Raw genomic sequence first — 22,911 nt, 5'->3', positions numbered from 1 at the left:
CACCAGGAGGTGACCGGATGGAACGACTGACAACCATCAGCATCCTGCGGCCGACGCTGCAAAGCGCCCTGCTGTTGCTGATCCTCACGTCGAACACGTTCGCAGAGGTGCCGCTCATGCCCACGGCCATCGCGGTGCCGCCCTCCGGCAAGCCACCGCTCTCGTCGGCGAAACGCCCGGGCACCGAATACAGCGACCTGGACAAGTACGGCTACGTCGAGGAGGAGTTTTACCTGCAAGGCGTCGCCCCAGCCATTACCGCCTCGGGCAAAACCCTGTTGGAGGCGCCTTACACCACCCGCATTCTGGTGCGCAAACCGGCTGACCCCGCGCGCTTCAATGGCACGGTCGTGATCGAGCCGTTCAGCTGGTTCGGCGAGCGCGCTGCGGGATGGATCCTGACTCGCGACTACTTGCTGCGCCGCGGCTACGCGTACGTCGGCTACACGCTGAATGTGAACAAGCCGCCAGTCGATCCCAAGTTCATCTCGGACTCCCCGGCTGCCGAGGCCGAGCAGATCGCTCAATACGGACGGATCGTGAACTTCGAGTTCATGCGCCGCTTCGACTTTGCACGCTACGCGCCGCTGGGCAGCTATTACGACCCGGAACACTTCACCCGCGGTGAAGCTCCCGATCCGTTCGCTCCACAGTCCCAGGGCATCGGGGCGCAACTGGCGTTGCTGCTGAAAACCAATGCAGCGCAAAGCCCGTTGGCAGGTCTCGACGTTAAACGCATCTACGTCAATAGCTGGGCCGTGACCGCGCAAGTCTGGATGGACTACCTCGACCAGGGCCGGCACCAGCAATGGCGTATGCCCGACGCAAGGCCGCTGATCGATGCCTACATGACCGGCCGCATGGCCTACGGAGAAGTGGGCGGCGACGTCATCCGGGTGCCGCGCCATACGCCCGATGGCGTGCCGTTCGTGACCGTCTACAGCCAGTCCGAACTGATGCACGACGTGATCGAAGGCATCAACCTGCCGCCGGACACCGACAGCCCGCAGGTTCGTTACTACGAAGTGACCGGCATGCCGCATCTGCGGCTGGCCGATCTCGGTACGGAGCATACCGAACAGCTTGCTGCCGACATCGGCAAGGGCGACGACCCACGGTGCCGGACGCTGTACGACGAACCGGCGGAGCTGGTCGTCTCGGCGCTTCTGGATCGCATGGACCAATGGGTACGCAAGGGCAAACCCATGCCCAATGCTCCGAGGGTCGCCCGCGATGGCAAGACCGCCGCACGCGACCCTGTTACCGGAAACCTGCAAGGGGGCGTACGCCCGCCGTGGATCCAGGTGCCCAGTGCGACCTACCTCACGGATCAGGAGACCGGCTGCGGACTGATCTACGACACCAAGGTGCCTTACTCCAGGGACGTCCTTGGCCAGCGTTATGGAAGCTTCAGCAACTACGAACAGAAATTCGAAGACGCCAAGGCCCTTTCGATCAAGGAAGGCTACCTACTGCCGGAGGATGCGGCGGGCCTGCGTTCGATCGCAACGCCTCAAGACTTCTAACCCATTGGGAAGAACAGCAAATGTCATCATCACTCATCATTGCCTGGATCTATGCGTCACCTTTGAGCACAGCCATCCGGGACATTCTCTGGATCATACCCACCGTCCAGAGCATTCATATCCTCGCTATCACAGTGCTCTTCGGCTCTGCGGTCATCTCCGATCTTCGGCTGGCGGGTGTGTTCGCCACGGACGAGCCCTTGCGTGGCGTCGTTCGCCGGTACTACCCGTGGATGCGCAATGCGCTCCTCGTCCTGCTCTTCACCGGGTTGATCATGATCATCGCCGAGCCTGATCGCGTACTCGTCAACTCGACCTTCTGGCTGAAGATGGCCCTGGTCGTGAGTGCGTTCACGCTGACCTTGCTTTTACGGCGCCCCCTTCTGCGCCCTGCCGACGATGCACAACGTGATGGCAAGCCTCCTCTTGTCAAGGCGCTAGCCTGGCTGTCGATCGGCTTGTGGTGCGTCGTCATCATCTGTGGTCGCTGGATCGCCTACGCGATCTAAGCGTTTTCAACGAAAGCTCCCAGGTATTCGCCATGGACATTCAACCAACACTACAAGCCCTCCAGGACACCTCTGTCGCCACCTTCATCCGAGAGTCGGGCTCCGCCTTTCCAACCCTTGAATCGGTGCATGTGATCGGCATCGCTCTTGTGTTCGGGACCATCGCCGTCGTCGATTTGCGTCTGCTCGGCGTTGCCTCCCATCGCCGCAGCGCGCTACGGCTGATAAAAGATTTGCTGCCGTTCACCTGGGTCGCTTTCGTGGCTTGCGTGATCACCGGCCTGCTCATGTTCGCCGCCAATGCCACGACCTATGCCGAGAACACCGCATTCTTGTGCAAGATGGGCGTGTTACTGCTGGCGGGGCTCAACATGGGGGTATTCCATTTGGGCGTCTTTCGCCGCATTGCCGAATGGGACACAACGCTAACGCCTCCCAGCCAGGCGCGTGTCGCGGGGTTCAGTTCGTTGGCATTGTGGGCGGGCGTGGTGTTCCTCGGCCGCTGGATCGCGTTTCTCTGATGGCTCGTCTATCGCCGCGTCGCGCATCTGGTGCAGCTATGCCCAGCGATCACGCAAACAGCGCAATCAAGGTGGTGCACCCGGTATCCGGCCGATGGGAATCGCTGGCACTGTTGCTTGCGGCCCTGGCAGTCATCGCCAGCGTGGCAGGCTATATAACGCTGCGCCCCCAGAAAGTCGGCCCACCGATAACCTTGAGCTGGCAGGTGCGTTCCTTCGATGGCCTGGGTGCGGTCGATCAGGCGATTCACAGCGCTCTGCTGCCGGCCGGTGAAGAAATCATCTGGTTCAACAACGATACCGGCGGCTGGATCACGCTGGAGCGTGCGCAGAAAATCTTGCTGCCGCCCTTCTACCGTGACGCCTTCTGGAAGACCAATGGCGAGGTGCAGTGGCAATTGATTCTGCCCGGCACTCACCAGCCGCATGCCGCTTCCGGCGACGTGCACGCCGATGCGCCTGTCACCCCGCCGGACCAGACCGCCAACAAGGTGTCGCAAGCCACCCAGGGCCAGGGCGCTACGGTCTATTACGGCTCCGCCGGCCGCGCGCCGGGCCAGAGCGCCTACCTGCTCGTCATCGGTCACGCGCATGCCGGTGTCATGTGGGCCAACCAAGCGACGATCTGGGTCCACCGCGACCCGAACGCGCCCTACCCTGGCATCGTCAAGCCCGAATCGCTGGTCGGCGATGGCTGGCGACAGGTCATCCCTTACAACGGTGCCAGCGAAGTCGAACGCGTAAAAGGAACCCAGCCATGACCGTTTCTACGAAACACCGCGCACTGTGGCGCCGATGCATCGCGCTATTGCTGCTGATACCCGCCATCGCACTCGCCAGCCCGGCTCCCTCTTCGGGCAAGAAGCTCAAGATCGGCGTCACACTGCATCCCTACTACAGCTTCGTGGCAAATATCGTTGGAGATCGGGCGGAAGTCGTTGCGCTCATCCCGGCGGAAGCGAATCCGCACAACTACCAGCCGCAGCCCGATGACATCACCCGCGCGATGAATATCGATGTTCTGGTCGTCAACGGCATCGGACACGATGAATGGGCCTTCCAGATCATCAAGGCCGCTGGCCGCGGGGCGACCCTGCCGATCATCCAGGCCAATGCCTCGGTTGCGCTCATTCCAATCGGCGGCGGCCAGGACGGCGTCAAGGTGGTCAATCCGCATACCTTTGTCTCCACCACGGCGGCGATACAACAGGTCTTCGAGATCACGCGCCGGTTGGGGGAACTGGACCCGGACAACGCTGCGGCGTATCGACAAAACGCCCTGGCGTATGCCGCGCGTATCCGGGCGCTAAGGGCCGGCTTCATGACCCGTTTCGCCGCGCTGGATTTGTCTTCCTTCCGGTGCGCGACAACGCACGCTGGCTACGACTACATGATGCAAGAGTTCGGCCTGTTCGTGAGTGCGGTGATCGAGCCGCGTCACGGCGTCGCGCCGACTGCGCGCCAGTTGGCCAACACCATCGACGCGATCAAGAAGGCCAATGTGCGTGTGCTTTTTGCCGAGAAGAATTTCTCCCTCGACCTGGCCAAGCCTATCGAGGCAGCCACCGGCGTGAAGGTGTTCGCGCTGTCTCACATCACCGGCAATACCTATAGCCCGGACGAATTCGAGGTGGCGATGCGCGAAAACCTCGAGACCTTGGCCGAAGCCGTTGAGTTTACGCAGCGATGAACGCGATGAAGGAGGAACCAGCGATGCGCGGCCCCGCCATAGTGTTCGATAACGTCTCCCTGCAACTGGGAGGTACGCAAGTGCTCGACAAAGTGAGCTTCCGGGTAGAGGCCGGTGCGCTGCACTGCCTGGTAGGCCCGAACGGCGGCGGCAAGACTTCACTGGTGCGTGCGCTGCTGGGCCAGATGCCGCATTCGGGGACGGTCCGGTTCGAAGGCGAGGTCACGACACCCATGGGGTATGTCCCGCAATTGCCGGACTTCGACCGCAACGTGCCGATGACGGTCAACGACATCATGGCCCTTCTCGGTCAACGCAGGCCGGCCTTCTTTGGCTCAAGCCGATCTGCCAAGGCGGCCAATGCCCAAGCGCTGGAGCGCACCGGCGTGGCCGGAATGGGCGCAAAACCCTTTGGCAGCCTGTCCGGTGGCCAGCGTCAGCGAGTGCTGCTGGCACAGGCGATCAGCCCGGCGCCCTGGCTACTGATCCTTGACGAACCGACCGCCGGCATCGACGAACCGGGTGTGCGACTGGTGGAGGCGCTGGTGGCCGAGCTGAACGGCCGCGGCGTCACCATCCTCTGGATCAACCATGACCTGGAACAGGTCAGGCGCATCGCGCAATCCATGACCGTCATCAACCGGCGGGTGCTGTTCCATGGTTCGCCCGACCAGGTCGCCTACCCTCTGGAGGCTACCCAATGAGCGCCCTGTACGAATTGATTCGCAACCAGCTCCAGGCGCTCGCCGCGAGTGGCATCCTGCCGCAACCGTTCGAGTACGAGTTCGTGATCAATGCGCTGCTCTGTGCAGTGCTCATCGGACCGCTACTGGGCGTGCTGGGCTCGATGGTGATGATCAAGCGCATGGCGTTCTTCAGTCAGGCCGTCGGTAATGCGGCGATGACCGGCGTTGCCATTGGCGTGCTGATCGGCGAGTCCTACACCTCCCCCTACTTCTCAATGTTCGGCTTCTGCCTGCTGTTCGCCCTGACGCTGAAGTACACGCAGCACCGCACCACGCTGGCCAATGACACGCTGATCGGCGTGTTCTTGTCCATCTCGCTGGCGGTCGGGGCCTCGTTGCTGCTGTTCGTGTCGGCAAAGATCAACACGCACGTAATGGAAAGCGTGCTGTTCGGTTCCATCCTGGCGGTCGACTACACCGACATGAACGTGCTGCTGGTGGTAACGGCGACGTGTGCTCTGCTCGGACTGCCGATGTACAACGGCATGCTGCTGGCCAGCCTCAATCCGAGCCTGGCACATGCTCGCGGCGTGCGCGTGCGAAGCGTCGAGTACCTGTTTGTCGTACTGGTCACCCTGGTGACGGTAGCCTGCCTGAAAATCATCGGCGCAGTGCTCGTCGAAGCCCTTCTGCTTATACCGGCCGCAGCAGCACGCAACATCAGCCACTCGCTCCCGGGGCTGGTCGTGCGCGCCATCCTGACCGCGACTTTTTCCTGCGTGGTCGGCATCCTGGCACCCATGCAATTCCACATTCCCGTACCGACAGGCGGCGCAATCGTGATCGTCGCCGCCCTGGTGTTCGTCGTCACCACCGTCATCCGCGCTACCGGGTCCCGGTTCAGAGGTGCCAGCGTATGAAATGGCTTTGCATGTCACGTCGACCCTGGCTAGCGCTGCTGGCACTGCTGCTGGGCAGCCCGCTTTCTGCCTTTGCGGATGTCGGCAAGCAGCAGGTGCTTGTCGCGCTGCCGGCGGTGTATGCGCTCACCTCGACGCTCAGCGACGGCACAACCCTCAAGGTCGCCCGCCTTCCGGCAGACGCTGCCGTGCCCATGGAAAGCCAGGCCAACGCGCTGTCGCGCCTGGACGCCGCTGCATTCCAGCAGGCCACCGCCGTGGTCACTCTGGGCAGTCTCTGGCGCGCGGATCCTCTGTACGCGACGGCCCGTCGCCACAATCTGCGAATCGTCGAGATTGATGCTTCGCACTCATGGGACACCATCAAACCGGGCGTGGCCGTGACCCGCGTGCCATCGAACGACGTTCCCTGGGCCGCTGCGCGCGACGTCGATGGCGGACTGTCGCCGTACGCCTGGCTCGGCCCCGTCAACGCCATGCGCATGTCGGCGATTATCGCTACCGACCTGGCACGCCTGTCTCCCCCCGATGCGCCTCGGATAGAGCGCAACCTCGCCGCACTCGAAGGCCGATTGCGCCAGCTCAAGGCCAACTACGGTGCCCGGCTGCTGGCAGTGCCGGATCTGCGCGTGCTGTTGCTGGCCGATGAGTTCACCTACTTGTTCGGCGAGTTCGGGATTTTTGTCGACGGCTGGTTCGTCCGACAGGACATCGACTGGAGCGACGCCGACCGCGCCGCACTGACCCGATACCTGCGCGAGCGTGACATCCACGTGGTGGTCCACAAGTGGGCACCGGACGCCAGGATTGCCAAGGCCATCGAGGACGGCGGCGCACGGTTGTTGATACTGGACGCCGGCAACCCGGGAATGCTCACCGACGCGGCCAACGGGTACGAAGCACTCCTGAGTTCGAACCTGGATTCCTTACTGACGGCCTTCGCGCCACTTGGCCCCAATACGAGCGGCGATCACAAATCGCCGCTCCAATGATCAACCTCGACCGTGGAGATCGAAGACCTTATGAAACCCCTAGGCTCAGCACATCGAATACTGATCGCCGGCGCCCTGGTGTTCTGCCAGGCAGCCTTCGCTCATGGCCCCGTCTTCGACTGCTACATCGAGAGCGATGATCTGGTGAAGTGCGAGGCGGGTTACACCGACGGCAGCTCCGCCGCTGGCAGAAAAATCCATGTCCAGGACACCAGCAACAAGGTGTTGCTCGAAGGAAGCGTCGATAAAGACAACAGCTACACCTTCCAGCCCCCCGCCGGAAAATACTCCGTTGTGTTCATGGGTGGAGACAACCATCAAGCCACGATTCAGTCCTCCGACATTTCAAAGTGAAATCGACCATGCCGATCAAACGACGACTGCTCCAGGCACTTGCCGCCGTAACATTAGGCTGTCTGACAGGCGCTGCACAGGCCCATTTCCAGATGCTCTACGTCGAGGAAACGGCGCTGCCGCGTGCGGATAAACTGGAGTTCGCGCTGGTGTTCACGCATCCCTTCTCCGGCGGCCCCACCATGACCATGGATGAACCCCGCGCCTTTAGCCACATCAGCTCGCACGGCGGGGAAAAAATCGATCTGCGCCAATACTTGCGCCCTGTCCAGTGGCAGAGTCGCGATAACCAAACGACTGCCTATCGTGCGTCGATTCCGCGGGAGTTGGTTCGCTCACTGGGTGACCATATCTTCGTACTCGAGCCCGAGCCCTACCTGGAAACCGAGGAAGACGTCTACATCCAACAGTTCACCAAGCTGATCGTGAACGTGGGCGGAGTACCCGGCAACTGGGCAGAACCACAAGGGTTGCCGGTTGAGATCCAGCCACTGAACAAGCCTTATGCAAACTGGACAGGCGGAGTGTTCCGCGCCTTGGTGCTGGCCGATGGCAAGCCCGTTCCGTTCGCCGAAATCGAAATCGAATACATCAACCATTCCGTCGATATCGAGAAAAACGCCTTCGGCCAGCAAGACTATGTAACGGCACCTCAAGCTTCATTCAAGTCCCTGAGCACCTACACGGACGCCCAGGGCGTCGTGACCATCGGCCTGCCCCGGGCCGGCTGGTGGGGTATTGCAGCGCTCGACATCGGTACAACGAAAACCCACAAGGGCAAGCCCTTGTCGCAAGACGCGGTGCTGTGGGTGCAGGCCAGGGATATGAAATGAAAAGCGCATAAAGCAACCGCGCCTGATAGCCCTCACGGAAAGCGCCCCCCGCCCCCTCAGAAACGGATAGATATCGCCTCGAATCCGGATAGATGCACCGCACAGAAAGGCTTTCAATCGGGTCGTGCCTAAAACTACAAAAAGGGTGTACCTGATGAACAGCTCTAGAAGCATTGCGCAGTGGCAAGATTACATTCAGGGTTGCCTGAATTTTCGGCCGGCCGAAGGTATTTACCGCGTCGCCCGTGACATGTTCACAGAGCCGGAACTGTTCGACCTGGAGATGGAACTGATCTTCGAGAAGAACTGGATATACGCCTGCCACGAGAGCGAAATCGCCAATCCCAATGATTTCCTGACGATGCGCGCAGGTCGTCAGCCGATGATCATCACCCGCGATGGGAGCAATCAGCTCCACGCGCTGATCAACGCTTGCCAGCACCGGGGCGCGACCCTGACTCGCGTCAGCAAAGGCAACCAATCTACCTTTACCTGTCCGTTCCACGCCTGGTGTTACAAAAGTGACGGCCGCCTGGTCAAGGTCAAGGCCCCAGGTGAATACCCGGAGGGTTTCGATAAAGCAACACGCGGCCTGAAGAAGGCCCGGATCGAGAGCTACAAGGGCTTCGTCTTTATCAGCCTGGACGTCAATGGCAGCGACTCGCTGGAGGACTACCTCGGCGATGCCAAAGTGTTCTTCGACATGATGGTCGCGCAGTCTCCGACCGGCGAACTGGAAGTACTGCCCGGCAAGTCGACCTATAGCTATGACGGCAACTGGAAACTGCAGCACGAAAACGGCCTGGATGGTTATCACGTCAGCACCGTGCACTACAACTACGTCTCCACGGTGCAGCATCGCCAGCAAGTCAATGCGGCCAAGGGCGGCGGTTCCGACACGCTGGACTACAGCAAGTTGGGCGCCGGCGATGCCGAAACCGACGACGGCTGGTTCTCGTTCAAAAATGGCCACAGCCTCTTGTTCAGCGACATGCCCAACCCGACTGTACGCGCCGGTTATGCCAGCGTGATGCCGCGTCTGGTGAAGGAGTACGGCCAGCAACAAGCCGAATGGATGATGCATCGCTTACGCAATCTCAACATCTACCCAAGCCTGTTCTTCATGGATCAGATCAGCTCGCAGCTGCGTATCGTGCGCCCGGTGGCCTGGAACAAGACCGAGATCACCAGCCAGTGCATCGGCGTCAAGGGTGAGTCCGACGCGGATCGGGAAAACCGGATTCGCCAGTTCGAGGACTTCTTCAACGTTTCAGGCATGGGCACTCCTGACGACCTGGTGGAATTTCGCGAGGCCCAGCGCGGATTCCAGGCTCGCCTCGAGCGCTGGAACGAAGTATCCCGCGGCAATGAAAAATGGGTCGAAGGCCCCACCCCGAACAGCGAGGTTTTGGGCATCAATCCGGTACTGACCGGCACCGAGTTCACGCATGAGGGGCTCTACATCAATCAGCACGGATCCTGGCAGCGCTTCCTTCTGCAAGGTCTGGCACAAAAAGCCCTGAAGTTGAAGGAGGTGTGAAATGAGCGCACTACAACATTCCATCGAACAATTCCTCTACCGCAAAGCCGAGCTGTGTGATCAGCAGGATTGGGACGCCTACATCGCCCTGTTTGATGAACAGAGCGAGTTCCACCTGCCGCAATGGGAGTCGGAGCATGTGTACACCACCGATCCCAAGCGCGGCATGTCGCTGATTTATTACTCGAACCGCTCCGGCCTGGAAGACCGGGTATTTCGTCTGCGCACAGGCAAGTCGGCAGCTTCAAACCCGATGCCGCGCACCTTGCATCAAATCAGCAATGTGCGAATCAAGGAGATCGATAACGGCTTGCTTGAAGTCAAGGCCGCCTGGGTCACGCTCTACACCCGGCAAGGGCTGTCCGAGCAGTTCTACGGCCATGTGACCTACCACCTCAAAGCGGACGCTGACAGCTGGAAGATCACTCGCAAGCACATCGTGCTGCTCAACGACACGATCAACTCAGTGCTTGATTTCTATCACCTGTGAACTGTGGGGCACGCTGTCATGAACCATAAAGTCGCTTTCAGCTTCGCAGATGGCAAGACCTCGTTCTTCGAGGTCAAACCCAACGAACTGCTGCTCGACGCCGCGCTACGCAATGGCGTGAACATCCCGCTGGACTGTCGCGAAGGTGTCTGTGGCACTTGCCAGGGTCGCTGCGAATCAGGCCAATTCACTCAAGACTACGTCGATGAAGAGGCCCTTTCCGAGCAGGATCTGGCGCAACGCAAAATGCTCTCTTGCCAGACCCGCGTGCAATCGGATGCGTCGTTCTATTTCGACTTCGATTCGAGCCTTTGCAACGCTGGCGCAACCCGGTTACTGCAAACGGTGATCACCGGTGTAGAACAGGTTTCGGCCACCACGGCGATCCTCCATCTGGACGCTAGTTCCCACCAGCAGCAACTGGACTTTCTGCCGGGGCAATACGCTCGACTGCATGTACCGGGCACCAGTGAGTGGCGCTCCTACTCATTCGCCAACCGCCCCAATCCCACCAACCAATTGCAGTTTCTCATCAGGCTCCTGCCTGATGGCGTGATGAGCAACTTCATCCGTGAGCATTGCCGCCCTGGTCAAACACTCGAGCTCGAGGCCCCATTGGGGAGCTTTTATCTACGTCAGGTGACCAAGCCTCTCGTACTGGTGGCAGGAGGAACCGGCCTGTCGGCCTTCCTCGGGATGCTTGATAACATTGCAGAAAAAGGTGGCTGCGGGCACCCGATCCAGCTGTTCTATGGCGTCACGCAGGACAATGACCTGTGCGAAACTCAACGCCTGGCTGATTATCGCGACCGCATCGCCGACTTCGACTATCACCTTGTGGTTTCGAAACCCTCCGTGGATTGGCAAGGTAAAACCGGATGGATTCCTGACCACTTCGACCGTCAGTCGTTCGACGCCAACCCATTCGACATCTACCTGTGCGGTCCTCCGCCCATGGTCGACGCGATTAAAACCTGGTTCAACGATCAGAAGATCGAGCAGTTCCAGATGTATTACGAGAAGTTTATCGATAGCAATTCCAAACATTGAGCAACAGGGAAATATCCGGAGAGGCATCCAGATATTTCCCTGATTTTTTAATCTGCGAGCTTTGGCATGCACTAGACGCCATCATCCGCTGTCTTGTCCGTGACGATGAGGGGCTCGATGCCCCAGTCTCCAGACAAATACCAATCTTCTCCGAACATCTCGGCCGGATGCATCGTACGGTCGGAGCCATTGCCGCATGCCAGGGACTTGGCCGGACAATACCGGTCGCATCCCCAACAGATCCGTTCGGGGTGCTTGGGGTTGACGGGGAAGTTCTTGGCCATTTCGATCTCCGATCATTGAGAGATGTCCTTCCAACCTACAGCCTTTGTGCAAAACCATCCTTGATGGATATCAAGAATCGACATCGAGCGACTGCCCTCCCTATCGCGATCCTGGAGCTAAGCTTCTAACGGTTTAATTGATCAAAACTTGATAACAATCATTATTGTTCGCAGCAAAGCTTCCTAGACTCGGGTTCCTACTCGTCAGTGCTCAGGAAGACATTATGCGTACCCACCTCTCACTCGCCCTGCTCTTGCTCGTACCGCTGGCTCACGCAAAGGAATACCCGATCGGGGAACCACAGTTGTGTCAGGGGCTGGAAGTCGGGGCGGTGTATCTGCAACCGATCGAGATGGCCCCGGCTGGCATGATGCGCGCTACTGTCGATTCTGATATTCACCTGGAAGCCGACATTCGGGCTACGGCGGACAATCGACAGGGCTTTCAGGAAGGCAGTTTCGTGCCTTACCTCAATGTCTCGTTCAACTTGAGCAGAGCGGGTAACCCGGACGAAATCAAGGGCGACTTCCATGCCATGGTCGCCAATGACGGTCCGCACTATGGCGACAATGTGAAGCTGCTGGGGCCGGGAAAATATCGGCTGACGTTCACCGTGCTACCACCCACCGGTCACGGCTCCCTCGGGCGTCATACCGATAAGGAAACCGGTGTGGCGCCCTGGTTCGAACGCTGCGAACTGCACTACGAGTTCATCTACGCCGGCATCGGTAAAAAAGGCGGCTATTGAATGAAGCGCCTGCATCTTGCCTGGCTGATCGTGGCCGGAACAGTTGCGCCGTTGACGGCGCATGCCGAGTTGCCGAGCTACGAGCTGACCCTGCGCGATGGCCACTTCTCCCCTGCCTTGCTTGAAGTCCCGGCCGGACAGCGCTTCAAAATCGTGCTGAAAAACGTCGGCCAAGGTCCGGCCGAGTTCGAGAGCACGCCATTGCGGGTTGAAAAAGTACTGTCGCCGGGCGTGACAACCTTCGTCGTCATTCACCCGCTCAGGCCCGGCCACTATCCCTTTTTCGACGAGTTCAATCCGCAGTTGCCCGAGGGCGGCATCCTCGCGAAATAACCTGTTAGCGCACGGAGCTTCCATGAATCAATCAATGTTCATCGTCTGGCGCGAAAGTGTCGAGGCGTTGCTGGTGATCGGCATTCTCCAGGCCTGGGCCAGCCAACAAGGCCAACGTCATCGCTTGGTCAAATACCTGTGGGCGGGTGTGGTGCTGGGGTTGATGCTCTCGGGCCTGCTGGCGGTGTTGATTCTGTTTGCCGGTGAGGCCATGAGCGGGTCGGCCAGTGAATGGTTCCAGGCCGCACTCGCGCTGGTTGCCAGCCTGTTAATGGTGCAAATGGTCGGCTGGATGCACCGTCACGGGCGCACCCTCAACCACGATTTGCGACGGCACGCCGATAGCCACCTGGCTCGACAAGGAGGCGCAGGTCTATTACTGCTGGCCATGCTCGCGATCAGCCGCGAAGGCAGCGAAACGGTGGTATTTCTCTATGGCGCCGGCGCCCGGTTACGAGGTCCGCAGCTCGGTTTGTTTGCCGTCGGCGGCGTGTTGGGGCTGGTGCTGTCCGCGCTGACCGTTACGTTGCTGCACAGCAGTCGCCGCTTCATTTCATGGCAACGATTCTTTGCCATCAGTGAAGTCATCTTGCTCATGCTCGGCGCAGGGTTGCTGATCAGCGGCACCGAGCGAATCGGCGGCCAACTGCTCGCCCTGGATGTGCCGGACGTGGTTTACAGCCTCGTAGGCGAATCGCTTTGGGACAGCAGCGCGTGGCTGAGCGACAGCCATGGATTGGGTGGCTTTTTGGCCGGCTTTGCCGGTTATCGCGCAACGCCCAGCGGCATGACCTTACTGGTATGGGTCGGTTACTGGCTGGCCGTCAGCGCCTGGCTACGCCAACGGACTGCGGAGAAAGTCCCATGCCTGACCTGAGCCGGCGTAATCGATGGCTCCAGCGCCTGGGTGACGGGATGCGGCGCCATGCGTCCGTCATCCGTGCGCTGCAGTGGGCTGTCGTACTGTTTTACGCGGTGCTGTTGGTGACCCCGGCGCTGTTGCCGCTGCCGGACAGCCAGGCACGGATACTCGACAACCTGACCTTGCTCGCGCAGTTTTTATTCTGGGGGATCTGGTGGCCGTTCGTGTTGCTGTCGATGGTGCTCTTCGGTCGACTCTGGTGTGGCGTTCTGTGCCCGGAAGGTTCGCTCAGCGAATGGGCCAGCCATTACGGCAAAGGCCTGGGTGTGCCGCGTTGGTTGCGTTGGGGCGGCTGGCCCACATTGGCGTTCTGCCTGACGACCCTCTACGGCCAATTGATCAGCGTCTATGACTACGCCCAGGCCGCACTGTTGATTCTGGGTGGTTCGACCGTCGCAGCGGTCATCATCGGGTTGTTGTTCGCCCGGGGCAAGCGGGTCTGGTGCCGTTACCTGTGCCCGGTCAGCGGAGTTTTCGCCCTGCTCGCAAGGCTGGCCCCCGTGCACTTTCAGGTCGATGAGCAACGCTGGATAGAGAATGCCGCACCACGCCTGCCACCACCCAACTGCGCTCCCCTGCTCGATATCCGCCGCCTGCAAGGCGCCAGTGATTGCCACGCCTGCGGACGCTGCAGCGGGCAACGCGGCGCCGTGCAGCTGATCGCCCGCTCCAGCAATCAGGAGATTCTTCACGCAACCGCGCAGACGTTGTCTCCTTGGGATACACGCTTGCTGCTGTTCGGCGTGATCGGCTTGGCCATGGGCGCGTTTCAGTGGACGGTCAGCCCATGGTTTGTCGCCCTCAAACAACACCTGGCCCAGTGGCTGGTCGAACGCGACCAGCTCTGGGCATTGCAGGACAACGCCCCCTGGTGGCTGCTCACCCATTACCCGCAACTCAACGACAGCTTCAGTTGGCTCGACGGCTTCAGCATTGTCGCTTACTTGAGTTTGAGTTCGATCATGCTCGGCACAGCGTTGATGCTGCTCCTGCGACTGACGGCTCGACTGGCGCGAGATCGCGCCCTGTATTGGCCTCTGGCGCTGACACTCACGCCTTTGGGTGGTGCCGGACTGTTTCTCGGGCTGTCGGCCACCACCGTCAAATTACTGCGTTATGAAGGTCTGCTGCTGGAGTGGGTACAGCCCGCCAGGGCCTGTCTGCTATTGGCCGCCATCGGGTGGAGCCTGCTACTGGGTTGGAAACGGCTGAAACACGAAGGTATTCCCCTGGCTCGGCGCGTGTCGGGTGGCGTTTGCCTGTTCCTCGCCAACGGCCTGATCGGGTTTGGCTGGTGGTTGCAGTTCTGGGGCTGGGCTTGAGTTTCCCCAGCCCCCGTTACCCCCGCAGCACGAAGGCTGGGAACAACTCGCGCATGGCCTCCCACAACTCTGGCGACAAGGCTTGCGCCGAAATGCTTGGCAGTAGCGGATCGAACATCCGCTCGGTGCGGACCAGTTGCACGGCGAAGCGTTTGACGCCGAGCGCACTCAAGCGTTTTGCCAGGATCAGCAGACGCGCCGGCTCGAACAGATGCCAATGCACGGTGGTGCGACATTCGTAGTCCACACCACTGGCCAGCAGATGCTCAAGGCTGCGCCAGTTAGCCGTTCCACTGCCCTCGACCCGGGTAATGGCCAGGCAATCTTCGGGCAACGCCTTGACGTCGAAACCGACCCAATCCGCGCCCGTGAGTGCCTTGGCGAAGGCGGCAGGCTTGATGCCGGCGCTGTGCAAGCCGATGCGAAATCCCATGTCCCGCACTTCATCCATGGCGCCGAGCAAGCCGTCTTGCAAGGTCGGCTCACCGCCGCTGAACACCACGGCATCGAGCAGGTCCTGACGACGTTGCAGAAACGCCAACACCCGCCGCCAATCCACTTCCTCACTGCCGCGAGGCGGAATCAGCTGCGGGTTATGACAGTAACGACAACGCCAGGCGCAACCCTGGCAAAACAGCACGCAGGCGAGCTGTCCCGGATAGTCGATAGTGGTCAGGGGCACCATGCCCCCGACCCGAAGCATTCGACTCATTGGCGCCCGGCCAGTGCCGCGCTTTCAGTGAAGTGCACCCGCTCGCGGTGCTCCGACTGTTTACCCGGATTGAATGCTGACACAGGACGGTGATAGCCCATCACGCGGGTCCAGATTTCGCAGCGTTGACGTTGAGCCTGGGGCAGTGGTTGCGATGCAGTCATGGTGAAGCTCCTTGCAGTTGAGTGGATCGAGATCAATGAACAGCGCCGGTTTTCTGCTCTTGCAGCAGCAGAACTTCGTCGCATTTGGGGCAGAACTCATGCTCGCCATCGAGGTAGCCGTGCACCGGGCAGATGGAGAAAGTCGGGGTCACGGTCAGGTACGGCAGGCGGAAACGTCCAAGGGCCTTGCGCACCAGTTGCTTGCAGGCCTGGGTCGAGGAAATCCGCTCGGCCATGTACAGGTGCAAGACCGTGCCGCCGGTGTATTTGCATTGCAGTTCGTCTTGAAGTTCCAAGGCCTCGAAGGGGTCTTCGGTGTAGCCCACGGGCAGTTGCGAGGAGTTGGTGTAATACGGCGCCTGCGCACTGCCCGCCTGGAGAATGTCCGGATAGCGCTTGAGGTCTTCCTTGGCGAAGCGGTAGGTGGTGCCTTCTGCCGGTGTCGCTTCCAGGTTGTAGAGATGACCGGTTTCTTCCTGGAAACGCAGCAAGGTGGCGCGCACATGGTCCAGCAGATTCAGGGCAAACTGCCGGCCATGTTCGGTGTGCATGCCCTCCTCGTCGCCAGTGAAATTGCGCAGCATTTCATGCAGGCCGTTGAGGCCGATGGTGGAAAAATGGTTACGCAAGGTGCCCAGGTAGCGCTTGGTGTAAGGGTACAAACCGGCATCCATGTGGTGCGCAATGACCTTGCGCTTGACCTCCAGGCTCTCCATCGCCAGCTCCATCAACGTGTCCAGGCGTCGCAACAAGCCACTGGTGTTGCCCTTGAACACATAGCCCAGGCGTGCGCAGTTGATGGTTACCACGCCGAGCGATCCGGTCTGTTCCGCCGAGCCAAACAAGCCACCGCCGCGTTTGAGCAACTCGCGCACATCGAGCTGCAACCGGCAGCACATCGAACGCACCTGATTGGGCTGCATGTCCGAATTGAGGAAGTTCTGGAAGTACGGCAAACCGTACCGCGCCGTCATCTCGAACAGACGGTCGGCGTTTTCACTGTCCCATGGAAAGTCATGGGTGATGTTGTAGGTCGGGATCGGAAAGGTGAACACTCGCCCTTTCGCGTCGCCAGCCTGCATCACCTCGATGTACGCGCGGTTGAGCAGGTCCATTTCGACTTGCAGGTCACCATAGGCAAACGGCATCTCCTCACCCCCGATGACGGGTATCTGCTCACGCAAATCCTGCGGGCAAACCCAGTCGAAGGTCAGGTTGGTGAACGGCGTCTGGGTGCCCCAGCGTGACGGCACATTGAGGTTGTAGATGAACTCTTGAATCGCCTGGCGCACCTCCTGATAACTCAGCTGGTCCTTGCGCACGTAAGGCGCCAGGTAGGTGTCGAACGAGCTGAACGCCTGGGCGCCGGCCCATTCGTTTTGCAGGGTGCCGAGGAAATTCACCATTTGCCCCAGGGCACTGCTCAAGTGCTTTGGCGGACCCGCTTCGACACGCCCCGGCACACCGTTGAGCCCCTCGTGCAACAGAGTGCGCAGCGACCAACCGGCACAGTAACCGGCGAGCATGTCGAGGTCGTGCACATGCAAATCCGCCTCGCGGTGGGCCTGGCCGATGGCCTCGCTGTACACCTCGTCCAGCCAGTAGTTGGCGGTGACCTTACCCGACACGTTCAACACCAGCCCGCCCAGGGAGTAACCCTGATTGGCGTTGGCCTGGACCCGCCAGTCTTCACGGTCCAGGTACTCATTCATAGAAGTCGCCACCTCGACCATGGTCCGGCGGTCACGACGCAAACGCCCGTGCTGTTCGCGGTAGACGATGTAGGCGCGCATGGCGAAGAAGAAACCGGCGTCCATCAATACCCGTTCGACCCGATCCTGGATCTGCTCGACGTGAAGTCTTGGCAGCCCTTCCAGCCGGGCCAGCACGGCCTGAAGCAACCCCTCGGCCTCAACCTCGGTGTACTCCCCTGTCGCCTTGCCGGCGGCGATCAACGCCTGGCGGATCTTGTCCGCATCGAAGGCGACCAGACTGCCATCGCGTTTGTGCAAGCGGTTACATCCTACTGAGATCAGTGTGCTCTGCATTTGGCCTCCAGATACTACATATAGATGTTCATACACAAACAAACACAACATGCAGTGAAGACTACGGACAAATTGCTGATCTGCAATTGATCGATATCAAGATTTGCCGGTGAAAAAAACCGCCCGAAGGCGGTGAAGGAAAAATCGGTGTGAACACTGTGGCGAGGGAGCTTGCTCCCGCTCGGCCGCGAAGCAGTCGCAATCCTGCAAGCTCGATTTGTCTGAATAATCGTGGTGCCTCATTTAGGGTTGCTTCGCAACCCAGCGGGAGCAAGCTCCCTCGCCACAGTGTTGTGTTTTACAGACCTGCTCAACCGCCACTCATGTTCATGAACCGCACAATCTGCACCTCCCCTTCGGGATTGAAGTCGTGGCGCAATGGCTTGCCGCGCAAGGCCTTTTGCACCGCATTGATCAGCGGCTGGTCGTCCAGCGGATAACGCCGCAGCAATCCGCGCAAGTCCAGCGCGTCTTCCTGGCCAAGACAGAGCAACAGCTTCCCTTCAACGGTCATCCGCACCCGGTTGCAGGTGCCGCAAAAGTTATGGCTGTTGGGTGAAATGAAACCGATCCGGGTATGGGGATGGCGCTCCAGGCGCACGTAGCGCGCCGGTCCGCCGCTGTTTTCAGTGCTGTCGAGCAACCGGTGACCACTGGCGATCAGCGCCCGGACCTCATCGCTGGAACAAAACGATTCGCCCCGGGAACGCCCGACATCACCCAAGGGCATTTCCTCAATAAAACTGATGTCGATGCGCTGATCGATGGCGTACTGCACCAACGCCGGGACTTCATCGAAGTTGCGCCCCTTCATCACCACGCAGTTGAGCTTGATCCGCTCAAACCCCGCGTCCCGCGCCGCTTCAATGCCACCCAGCACCTGATCGAGATCGCCGTTGCGGGTGATCGCGCGAAACTTCTGCCCGTCGAGGCTATCGAGGCTGATGTTCATCCGCTTGACCCCAGCCTCCGCCAATGGCCGGGCCAGACGGCCCAGCTGCGAGCCGTTGCTGGTCATCACCAGCTCGCGCAAACCGGGCAATGCGGCGATGTTGCGGCACAGTTCGACAATGCCCGGACGAATCAGCGGCTCACCGCCGGTGAGGCGGATTTTGCGGACGCCCAACCCGACGAACAACGTTGCCAGGCGCTGCAATTCCTCCAGCGTCAGGACCTGCTGACGCGGCAGGAAGGTCATGTTTTTCGCCATGCAATACACACAACGAAAATCACAACGGTCCGTCACCGACATCCGCAGATAATCGATCTGCCGTCCAAAACCATCCTGCATCACAGCGTTCATCACATCTCCCGGTTTGTCTCGATGCTCACTGCACCAGCGGTGAGTCGGCGCCCTGCAAGTGGATGCCACGAATATCCGCCGCTCCGATCAGGGTTTGCAGGTACTGCACCAGCGCTTTTTGCCAGACGCCTTGCTGCAACTGCGTGCGGATCGCCGTCGACACCACTTCATAGGGCAACGGCATGCCTTCGATCCGCTGATCGACACTGACCACATGCCAGCCGTAGCGACTTTCCAGCGGTTTGCTGGCCAGGCCCGGCGCCAGAGTGAACAGCTGACGTTCCAGTTCGGGCACGGTCTGGCCCTTGCTGATCTGCCCCAGAGAACCGCCTTGAGCCTTCGACGGGCAGGCCGAATATTTCACCGCCAGCTCGGCGAAACTGCCGGGAAAATCCGCCAGCCGCTGCAACAGGATTTCGGCCTGGACATGCGCCAGCGCACGGGCCTCGGCGTCGTCCGGTGCGCATTCGAGCAGGATGTGCCGCACCGCCAATAACGGTGCACTGTGGAAGCGCCCGCGATTGTTTTCGTAGTAGCGCAGACTGGTTTGCTCGTCGCACTGCGGCACGTTTACCTCGCGCTCAAGCAACAAGCGCGTGGCCGCTTCTTCTGCGTTCTCGCCAGGGCCAATCTCCAGCGACAGGCCGAGCTCGGCAATACGCTGCTGCAACAACTCGCGAATCACCAGCGCCCGGGCCGCCAGGAATACCGCTTCCTCGCGGCTCTCGGCCGGATGATATTGCAGCTCCTGGGCCATTGCTTCCGGGGTGATCGACACCTGGTTGACGCTGATGATCGGCCACTCCTGCTCGCTGCTGGCGATCAACTGCGCCGGGGCCTCCTCGGCAACCGCCGGCTCGACCGGCAGTGCTTCGAACTGCGCGATGTCGACAACGTCCGGCACCGCAGCCTCTGCTTGTTTCGAAGAGCCGCAGCCACCGCTGCCACCGTTACCACCACCACATCCACATCCACCTGACATGATTGCCTCCTCAGATTTTCTGCCGAACGATTTGATAACGGCGTCCCAGGTACCAGACCGGTGCACTGACGATGTGCACGAGACGGGTGAAGGGGAACAGCACGAACAGGGTCAGACCGAGAAACACGTGCAGCTTGTAGGTCAGCCCGACCGGTGCAATGGACGCCGCCGCTTCCATCGGCTGCAACAGCACGGTGTTCTGCGCCCAGTTGGCGAGCATCACCATCACCGAACCGTCCATGTGGCCGGTGGACGCGACGATCGTCAGCAGGCCCAGCAGCAACTGCGCCAGCAGCACCAGCAGAATCAGGATATCCGAAGGGCTGGAAGTGGCACGTACCCGAGGATCGGTCAGCCGCCGCTTGACCAGCATCAGCAGGCCGATCAGGCACAACAGGCCGAAGAACCCACCGGACACCATCGCCAGCAACTGCTTGTTCTCAGTGCTGATCACATGGTGATAAACCGACGCTGGGGTCAGCAGGCCGACAAAATGCCCGGCCAGCACGAACAGCACACCGATGTGAAACAAGTTGCTCGCCACGCGCATGCCGCTCTGGTTGAGCATCTGGCTGGAGCCAGCCTTCCAGGTGTACTGCGACAGGTCAAAACGTGCCCAACTGCCAATCAGGCAAATCATCAGGGCCACATAGGGATAGATCCCGAACAACAACAGGTTCCATTTAGACATTACCCACCTCCTGGGCCGGCACGGCGGCCGGCCCTTCATGCTGAAAATCCACCCAGTGCAACGGCACCGCGCTTTCTTCCCGGGCCTTGCCCGGTGCGCTTGGCAGTGAGCCGCAGCGCTCCTGTTGTTCGGCCTTGAGGAAGTCCACGGCCTCCTCTTCCCAGATCTTGTCGAGGGCTTCGAGGGAGTCGTCGCGCACCTCGGCGGCGACCTGCTCACGCAGATTGGCCACGGCCTGATGGGGCTCGGCCCCGGCAATCTGCAGCAGTGCCCGGAAGCAACTGGCATAGGCGCTTTCACGTTCCTCCAGACGCGCCGCGAGCAAGGCCAGCAAGTGCGAAACATCCGCCAGGCCCTCGCGGGCCTCGAGGTCTTCGCGGGTGGACAGGAACTCCAGGTACAGCGGGATATAGTCCGGCAGCTCCTTGACACCGATGGCAAAACCGGCGGCTTCGTATTGCGCCATCATGTCGACCATGGCCTGGCCACGGTCGCGGGATTCGCCATGGACATGCTCGAACAGCAGCAGCGACAGCGAGCGCCCCCGGCCGAACAGCGCACCGTAGTGCTCCTGCCCGTCCATCAGGTCATTGGCGCAGATCAGCTCCAGCAATTCGAACAACGCACCGCGCTGTTTAGGGCTGATTTCCCGTGACTGGATAATCGCCTGCTCCAGCTCGTCGCGCCCGGCAATCAAGGTTTGGGTCGGGTAGTCGAGCAGCAGCGAAATCACTTTGAGAATTTGCATGCTCAGTCCTCCCACAACTGGACGGTTTTCAAAACGTCGCGGCGGTTGGCTTTCTTCGCCCCGAACATATTGGTGTCGGAGCTGCCGCTGCAGCCGCTGCCGAAGCTGAAGCCGCAACCCGAACGTTCGGCAAAGGCGTCGCTCATGGCGTCTTCACGGTGGGCACTCGGGACCACAAAGCGGTCTTCGTAGTTGGCGATCGCCAGGTAGCGATACATCTCCTCGACCTGTGTCACGTTCAAGCCGACATCCTTGAGCACTTGCAGGTCCTGAACGCCATCGACTTGCTCGGAACGTTTGTAGGCGCGCATCGCCAGCAAGCGTTTAAGCGCACGCTTGACCGGTTTTTCGTCGCCGGCGGTCAGCAGGTTGGCCAGGTAGCGCAACGGAATGCGCAGGCTGTCGACATCAGGGATCACCCCGTTCATGCCGACGGTGCCCGCCTCGGCCGCGTTCTGGATCGGCGACAGTGGCGGTACGTACCAGACCATTGGCAAGGTGCGGTATTCCGGGTGCAACGGCAGTGCGAGTTTCCAGTCCACGGCCATTTTGTAGACCGGCGAACGCTGGGCGGAGTCGATCACCGATTGCGGAACGCCGTCCGCCAGGGCCTGGCGAATCACCGCCGGGTCATTCGGATCGAGGAAGATCTCCAGTTGTTTTTCGTACAGGTCCTGCTCATTGGCGGTGCTCGCCACTTCGCTGATGCGGTCGGCGTCATACAACAACACGCCGAGGTAACGGATGCGCCCGACGCAGGTTTCGGCGCAGACGGTCGGCATGCCGGCTTCGATCCGCGGGTAGCAGAAAATGCACTTCTCGGATTTGCCGCTTTTCCAGTTGAAGTAGATCTTCTTGTACGGGCAGCCGCTGATGCACATCCGCCAGCCACGGCACTTCTCCTGATCGATCAGGACGATGCCGTCTTCTTCACGCTTGTAGATCGCGCCGCTCGGGCACGACGCCGCGCACGCCGGGTTGAGGCAGTGCTCGCACAGGCGCGGCAGGTACATCATGAAAGTGTTTTCGTATTCGCCGTAGATGTCCGCCTGGATCTTGTCGAAGTTCTTGTCCTTGCGACGCTTGGCGAATTCGGTGCCGAGGATTTCTTCCCAGTTCGGGCCCCACTCGATTTTCTCCATGCGCTTGCCGGAGATCAGCGAGCGCGGACGCGCAACCGGTTGATGCTCGCCCAGCGGTGCGGTGTGCAGGTGCTGGTAATCGAAGTCGAATGGCTCGTAGTAGTCGTCCAGGCTCGGCAGGTCCGGGTTGGCGAAAATGTTCGCCAACACGCGGAATTTGCCGCCGATACGCGGGTTGATCGAACCATTGGCATTGCGGATCCAGCCGCCCTTCCACTTGTCCTGGTTCTCCCATTCTTTCGGGTAACCGATTCCGGGTTTGGTTTCAACGTTGTTGAACCAGGCGTATTCCATGCCTTCGCGGCTGGTCCAGACATTTTTGCAAGTGATCGAGCAAGTGTGGCAGCCGATGCATTTGTCCAGGTTCAGGACCATGCCGATTTGTGAGCGAATCTTCATC

Annotated in this window: 26 protein-coding genes; 17 read left to right on the top strand and 9 right to left on the bottom strand. The window is 60.3% G+C overall.

What is annotated here, in order from left to right:
* The first annotated feature begins 17 nt into the window (after window positions 1-17).
* The 13 genes from LOY36_RS12115 to antC all read left to right on the top strand — a co-directional run bounded on the left by LOY36_RS12115 (window position 18) and on the right by antC (window position 11,111).
* Window positions 18-1,526 (top strand): alpha/beta hydrolase domain-containing protein, encoded by a 1,509-nt coding sequence (locus LOY36_RS12115; protein ID WP_258673746.1) that lies wholly within the window; start codon window positions 18-20, stop codon window positions 1,524-1,526.
* A 20-nt stretch (window positions 1,527-1,546) separates the two neighbouring features.
* On the top strand, window positions 1,547-2,035 hold the full coding sequence (locus LOY36_RS12110) for a DUF6644 family protein (RefSeq protein WP_018927835.1): 489 nt from the start codon (window positions 1,547-1,549) through the stop codon (window positions 2,033-2,035).
* 32 nt (window positions 2,036-2,067) lie between these two features.
* Window positions 2,068-2,556, top strand: a complete 489-nt coding sequence (locus LOY36_RS12105) for a DUF6644 family protein (protein WP_018927834.1) — start codon at window positions 2,068-2,070, stop codon at window positions 2,554-2,556.
* 38 nt (window positions 2,557-2,594) lie between these two features.
* Complete coding sequence (locus LOY36_RS12100) at window positions 2,595-3,317, top strand: DUF6162 family protein (RefSeq protein WP_258673744.1); 723 nt, start codon at window positions 2,595-2,597, stop codon at window positions 3,315-3,317.
* A complete protein-coding gene (locus tag LOY36_RS12095; RefSeq protein WP_018927832.1) occupies window positions 3,314-4,246 on the top strand; it encodes a metal ABC transporter solute-binding protein, Zn/Mn family in 933 nt (310 codons plus the stop codon). The genes LOY36_RS12100 and LOY36_RS12095 overlap by 4 nt, the downstream gene beginning before the upstream one ends.
* A 23-nt stretch (window positions 4,247-4,269) precedes the next feature.
* A complete protein-coding gene (locus tag LOY36_RS12090) occupies window positions 4,270-4,950 on the top strand; it encodes a metal ABC transporter ATP-binding protein (protein ID WP_258673742.1) in 681 nt (226 codons plus the stop codon).
* Complete coding sequence (locus LOY36_RS12085; RefSeq protein WP_258673741.1) at window positions 4,947-5,852, top strand: metal ABC transporter permease; 906 nt, start codon at window positions 4,947-4,949, stop codon at window positions 5,850-5,852. Before LOY36_RS12090 ends, LOY36_RS12085 begins: the two co-directional genes overlap by 4 nt.
* Window positions 5,849-6,844 (top strand): metal ABC transporter solute-binding protein, Zn/Mn family, encoded by a 996-nt coding sequence (locus LOY36_RS12080; protein WP_258673739.1) that lies wholly within the window; start codon window positions 5,849-5,851, stop codon window positions 6,842-6,844. Before LOY36_RS12085 ends, LOY36_RS12080 begins: the two co-directional genes overlap by 4 nt.
* A 12-nt stretch (window positions 6,845-6,856) precedes the next feature.
* Entirely contained in the window at window positions 6,857-7,198 is a 342-nt protein-coding gene (locus LOY36_RS12075; protein WP_258673731.1) for a hypothetical protein, read from the top strand.
* Window positions 7,199-7,206: 8 nt separating this feature from the next.
* Window positions 7,207-8,031, top strand: a complete 825-nt coding sequence (locus LOY36_RS12070; RefSeq protein ID WP_028940857.1) for a DUF4198 domain-containing protein — start codon at window positions 7,207-7,209, stop codon at window positions 8,029-8,031.
* A gap of 154 nt (window positions 8,032-8,185) precedes the next feature.
* The gene (gene antA / locus LOY36_RS12065; RefSeq protein WP_258673730.1) at window positions 8,186-9,571 is read left to right on the top strand and encodes an anthranilate 1,2-dioxygenase large subunit; all 1,386 of its coding nucleotides are present in this window, start codon (window positions 8,186-8,188) and stop codon (window positions 9,569-9,571) included.
* Between the two features lies 1 nt (window position 9,572).
* Entirely contained in the window at window positions 9,573-10,061 is a 489-nt protein-coding gene (gene antB, locus LOY36_RS12060; RefSeq protein WP_064617270.1) for an anthranilate 1,2-dioxygenase small subunit, read from the top strand.
* Between the two features lie 18 nt (window positions 10,062-10,079).
* Entirely contained in the window at window positions 10,080-11,111 is a 1,032-nt protein-coding gene (antC, locus tag LOY36_RS12055; RefSeq protein ID WP_019649047.1) for an anthranilate 1,2-dioxygenase electron transfer component AntC, read from the top strand.
* A gap of 71 nt (window positions 11,112-11,182) precedes the next feature.
* Here the strand turns inward: antC and LOY36_RS12050 are convergent, their stop codons facing one another.
* Window positions 11,183-11,395, bottom strand: a complete 213-nt coding sequence (locus LOY36_RS12050; RefSeq protein WP_018927823.1) for a DUF3079 domain-containing protein — start codon at window positions 11,393-11,395, stop codon at window positions 11,183-11,185.
* A gap of 224 nt (window positions 11,396-11,619) precedes the next feature.
* On the opposite strand from LOY36_RS12050, the gene LOY36_RS12045 reads away from it, so the two are divergent.
* From LOY36_RS12045 to LOY36_RS12030, 4 genes are read left to right on the top strand one after another with little or no spacing between them, the layout of a single operon-like run.
* A complete protein-coding gene (locus LOY36_RS12045) occupies window positions 11,620-12,144 on the top strand; it encodes an iron transporter (RefSeq protein ID WP_019649048.1) in 525 nt (174 codons plus the stop codon).
* Window positions 12,145-12,477 carry a cupredoxin domain-containing protein gene (locus LOY36_RS12040; protein ID WP_258673720.1) on the top strand — a complete coding sequence of 111 codons (333 nt, stop codon included), beginning with the start codon at window positions 12,145-12,147 and terminating at the stop codon, window positions 12,475-12,477. It begins immediately after the preceding gene.
* A gap of 22 nt (window positions 12,478-12,499) precedes the next feature.
* Complete coding sequence (locus LOY36_RS12035; RefSeq protein ID WP_258673719.1) at window positions 12,500-13,354, top strand: FTR1 family protein; 855 nt, start codon at window positions 12,500-12,502, stop codon at window positions 13,352-13,354.
* Entirely contained in the window at window positions 13,342-14,721 is a 1,380-nt protein-coding gene (locus LOY36_RS12030; protein WP_258673718.1) for a 4Fe-4S binding protein, read from the top strand. The genes LOY36_RS12035 and LOY36_RS12030 overlap by 13 nt, the downstream gene beginning before the upstream one ends.
* Before the next feature lie 16 nt (window positions 14,722-14,737).
* On the opposite strand, the gene LOY36_RS12025 is transcribed toward LOY36_RS12030, so the two are convergent.
* The 8 genes from LOY36_RS12025 to narH form a co-directional block, all read right to left on the bottom strand.
* A complete protein-coding gene (locus tag LOY36_RS12025; protein ID WP_258673713.1) occupies window positions 14,738-15,433 on the bottom strand; it encodes an anaerobic ribonucleoside-triphosphate reductase activating protein in 696 nt (231 codons plus the stop codon).
* A complete protein-coding gene (gene nrdD, locus LOY36_RS12020) occupies window positions 15,430-15,597 on the bottom strand; it encodes an anaerobic ribonucleoside-triphosphate reductase (RefSeq protein WP_258673711.1) in 168 nt (55 codons plus the stop codon). The genes LOY36_RS12025 and nrdD overlap by 4 nt, the downstream gene beginning before the upstream one ends.
* 32 nt (window positions 15,598-15,629) lie before the next feature.
* Window positions 15,630-17,645 carry a ribonucleoside triphosphate reductase gene (locus tag LOY36_RS12015; RefSeq protein WP_258673710.1) on the bottom strand — a complete coding sequence of 672 codons (2,016 nt, stop codon included), beginning with the start codon at window positions 17,643-17,645 and terminating at the stop codon, window positions 15,630-15,632.
* A 310-nt stretch (window positions 17,646-17,955) separates the two neighbouring features.
* The gene (gene moaA / locus LOY36_RS12010) at window positions 17,956-18,948 is read right to left on the bottom strand and encodes a GTP 3',8-cyclase MoaA (protein ID WP_258673709.1); all 993 of its coding nucleotides are present in this window, start codon (window positions 18,946-18,948) and stop codon (window positions 17,956-17,958) included.
* Window positions 18,949-18,973: 25 nt separating this feature from the next.
* The gene (locus tag LOY36_RS12005) at window positions 18,974-19,930 is read right to left on the bottom strand and encodes a peptidylprolyl isomerase (protein WP_258673708.1); all 957 of its coding nucleotides are present in this window, start codon (window positions 19,928-19,930) and stop codon (window positions 18,974-18,976) included.
* 10 nt (window positions 19,931-19,940) lie between these two features.
* Complete coding sequence (gene narI, locus LOY36_RS12000) at window positions 19,941-20,621, bottom strand: respiratory nitrate reductase subunit gamma (RefSeq protein WP_258673707.1); 681 nt, start codon at window positions 20,619-20,621, stop codon at window positions 19,941-19,943.
* Window positions 20,614-21,369 (bottom strand): nitrate reductase molybdenum cofactor assembly chaperone, encoded by a 756-nt coding sequence (gene narJ / locus LOY36_RS11995; RefSeq protein WP_019649057.1) that lies wholly within the window; start codon window positions 21,367-21,369, stop codon window positions 20,614-20,616. The genes narI and narJ overlap by 8 nt, the downstream gene beginning before the upstream one ends.
* A 2-nt stretch (window positions 21,370-21,371) precedes the next feature.
* Window positions 21,372-22,910 (bottom strand): nitrate reductase subunit beta, encoded by a 1,539-nt coding sequence (gene narH / locus LOY36_RS11990; protein WP_019649058.1) that lies wholly within the window; start codon window positions 22,908-22,910, stop codon window positions 21,372-21,374.
* Window position 22,911 lies beyond the last annotated feature (1 nt).

Origin of the sequence: Pseudomonas sp. B21-019, from assembly GCF_024749225.1 — a bacterium.
In the GTDB taxonomy this organism is placed as follows: domain Bacteria; phylum Pseudomonadota; class Gammaproteobacteria; order Pseudomonadales; family Pseudomonadaceae; genus Aquipseudomonas.
Note: the sequence above shows the minus strand (reverse complement) of the source record. Positions and strands in the feature narration are given on the sequence as shown.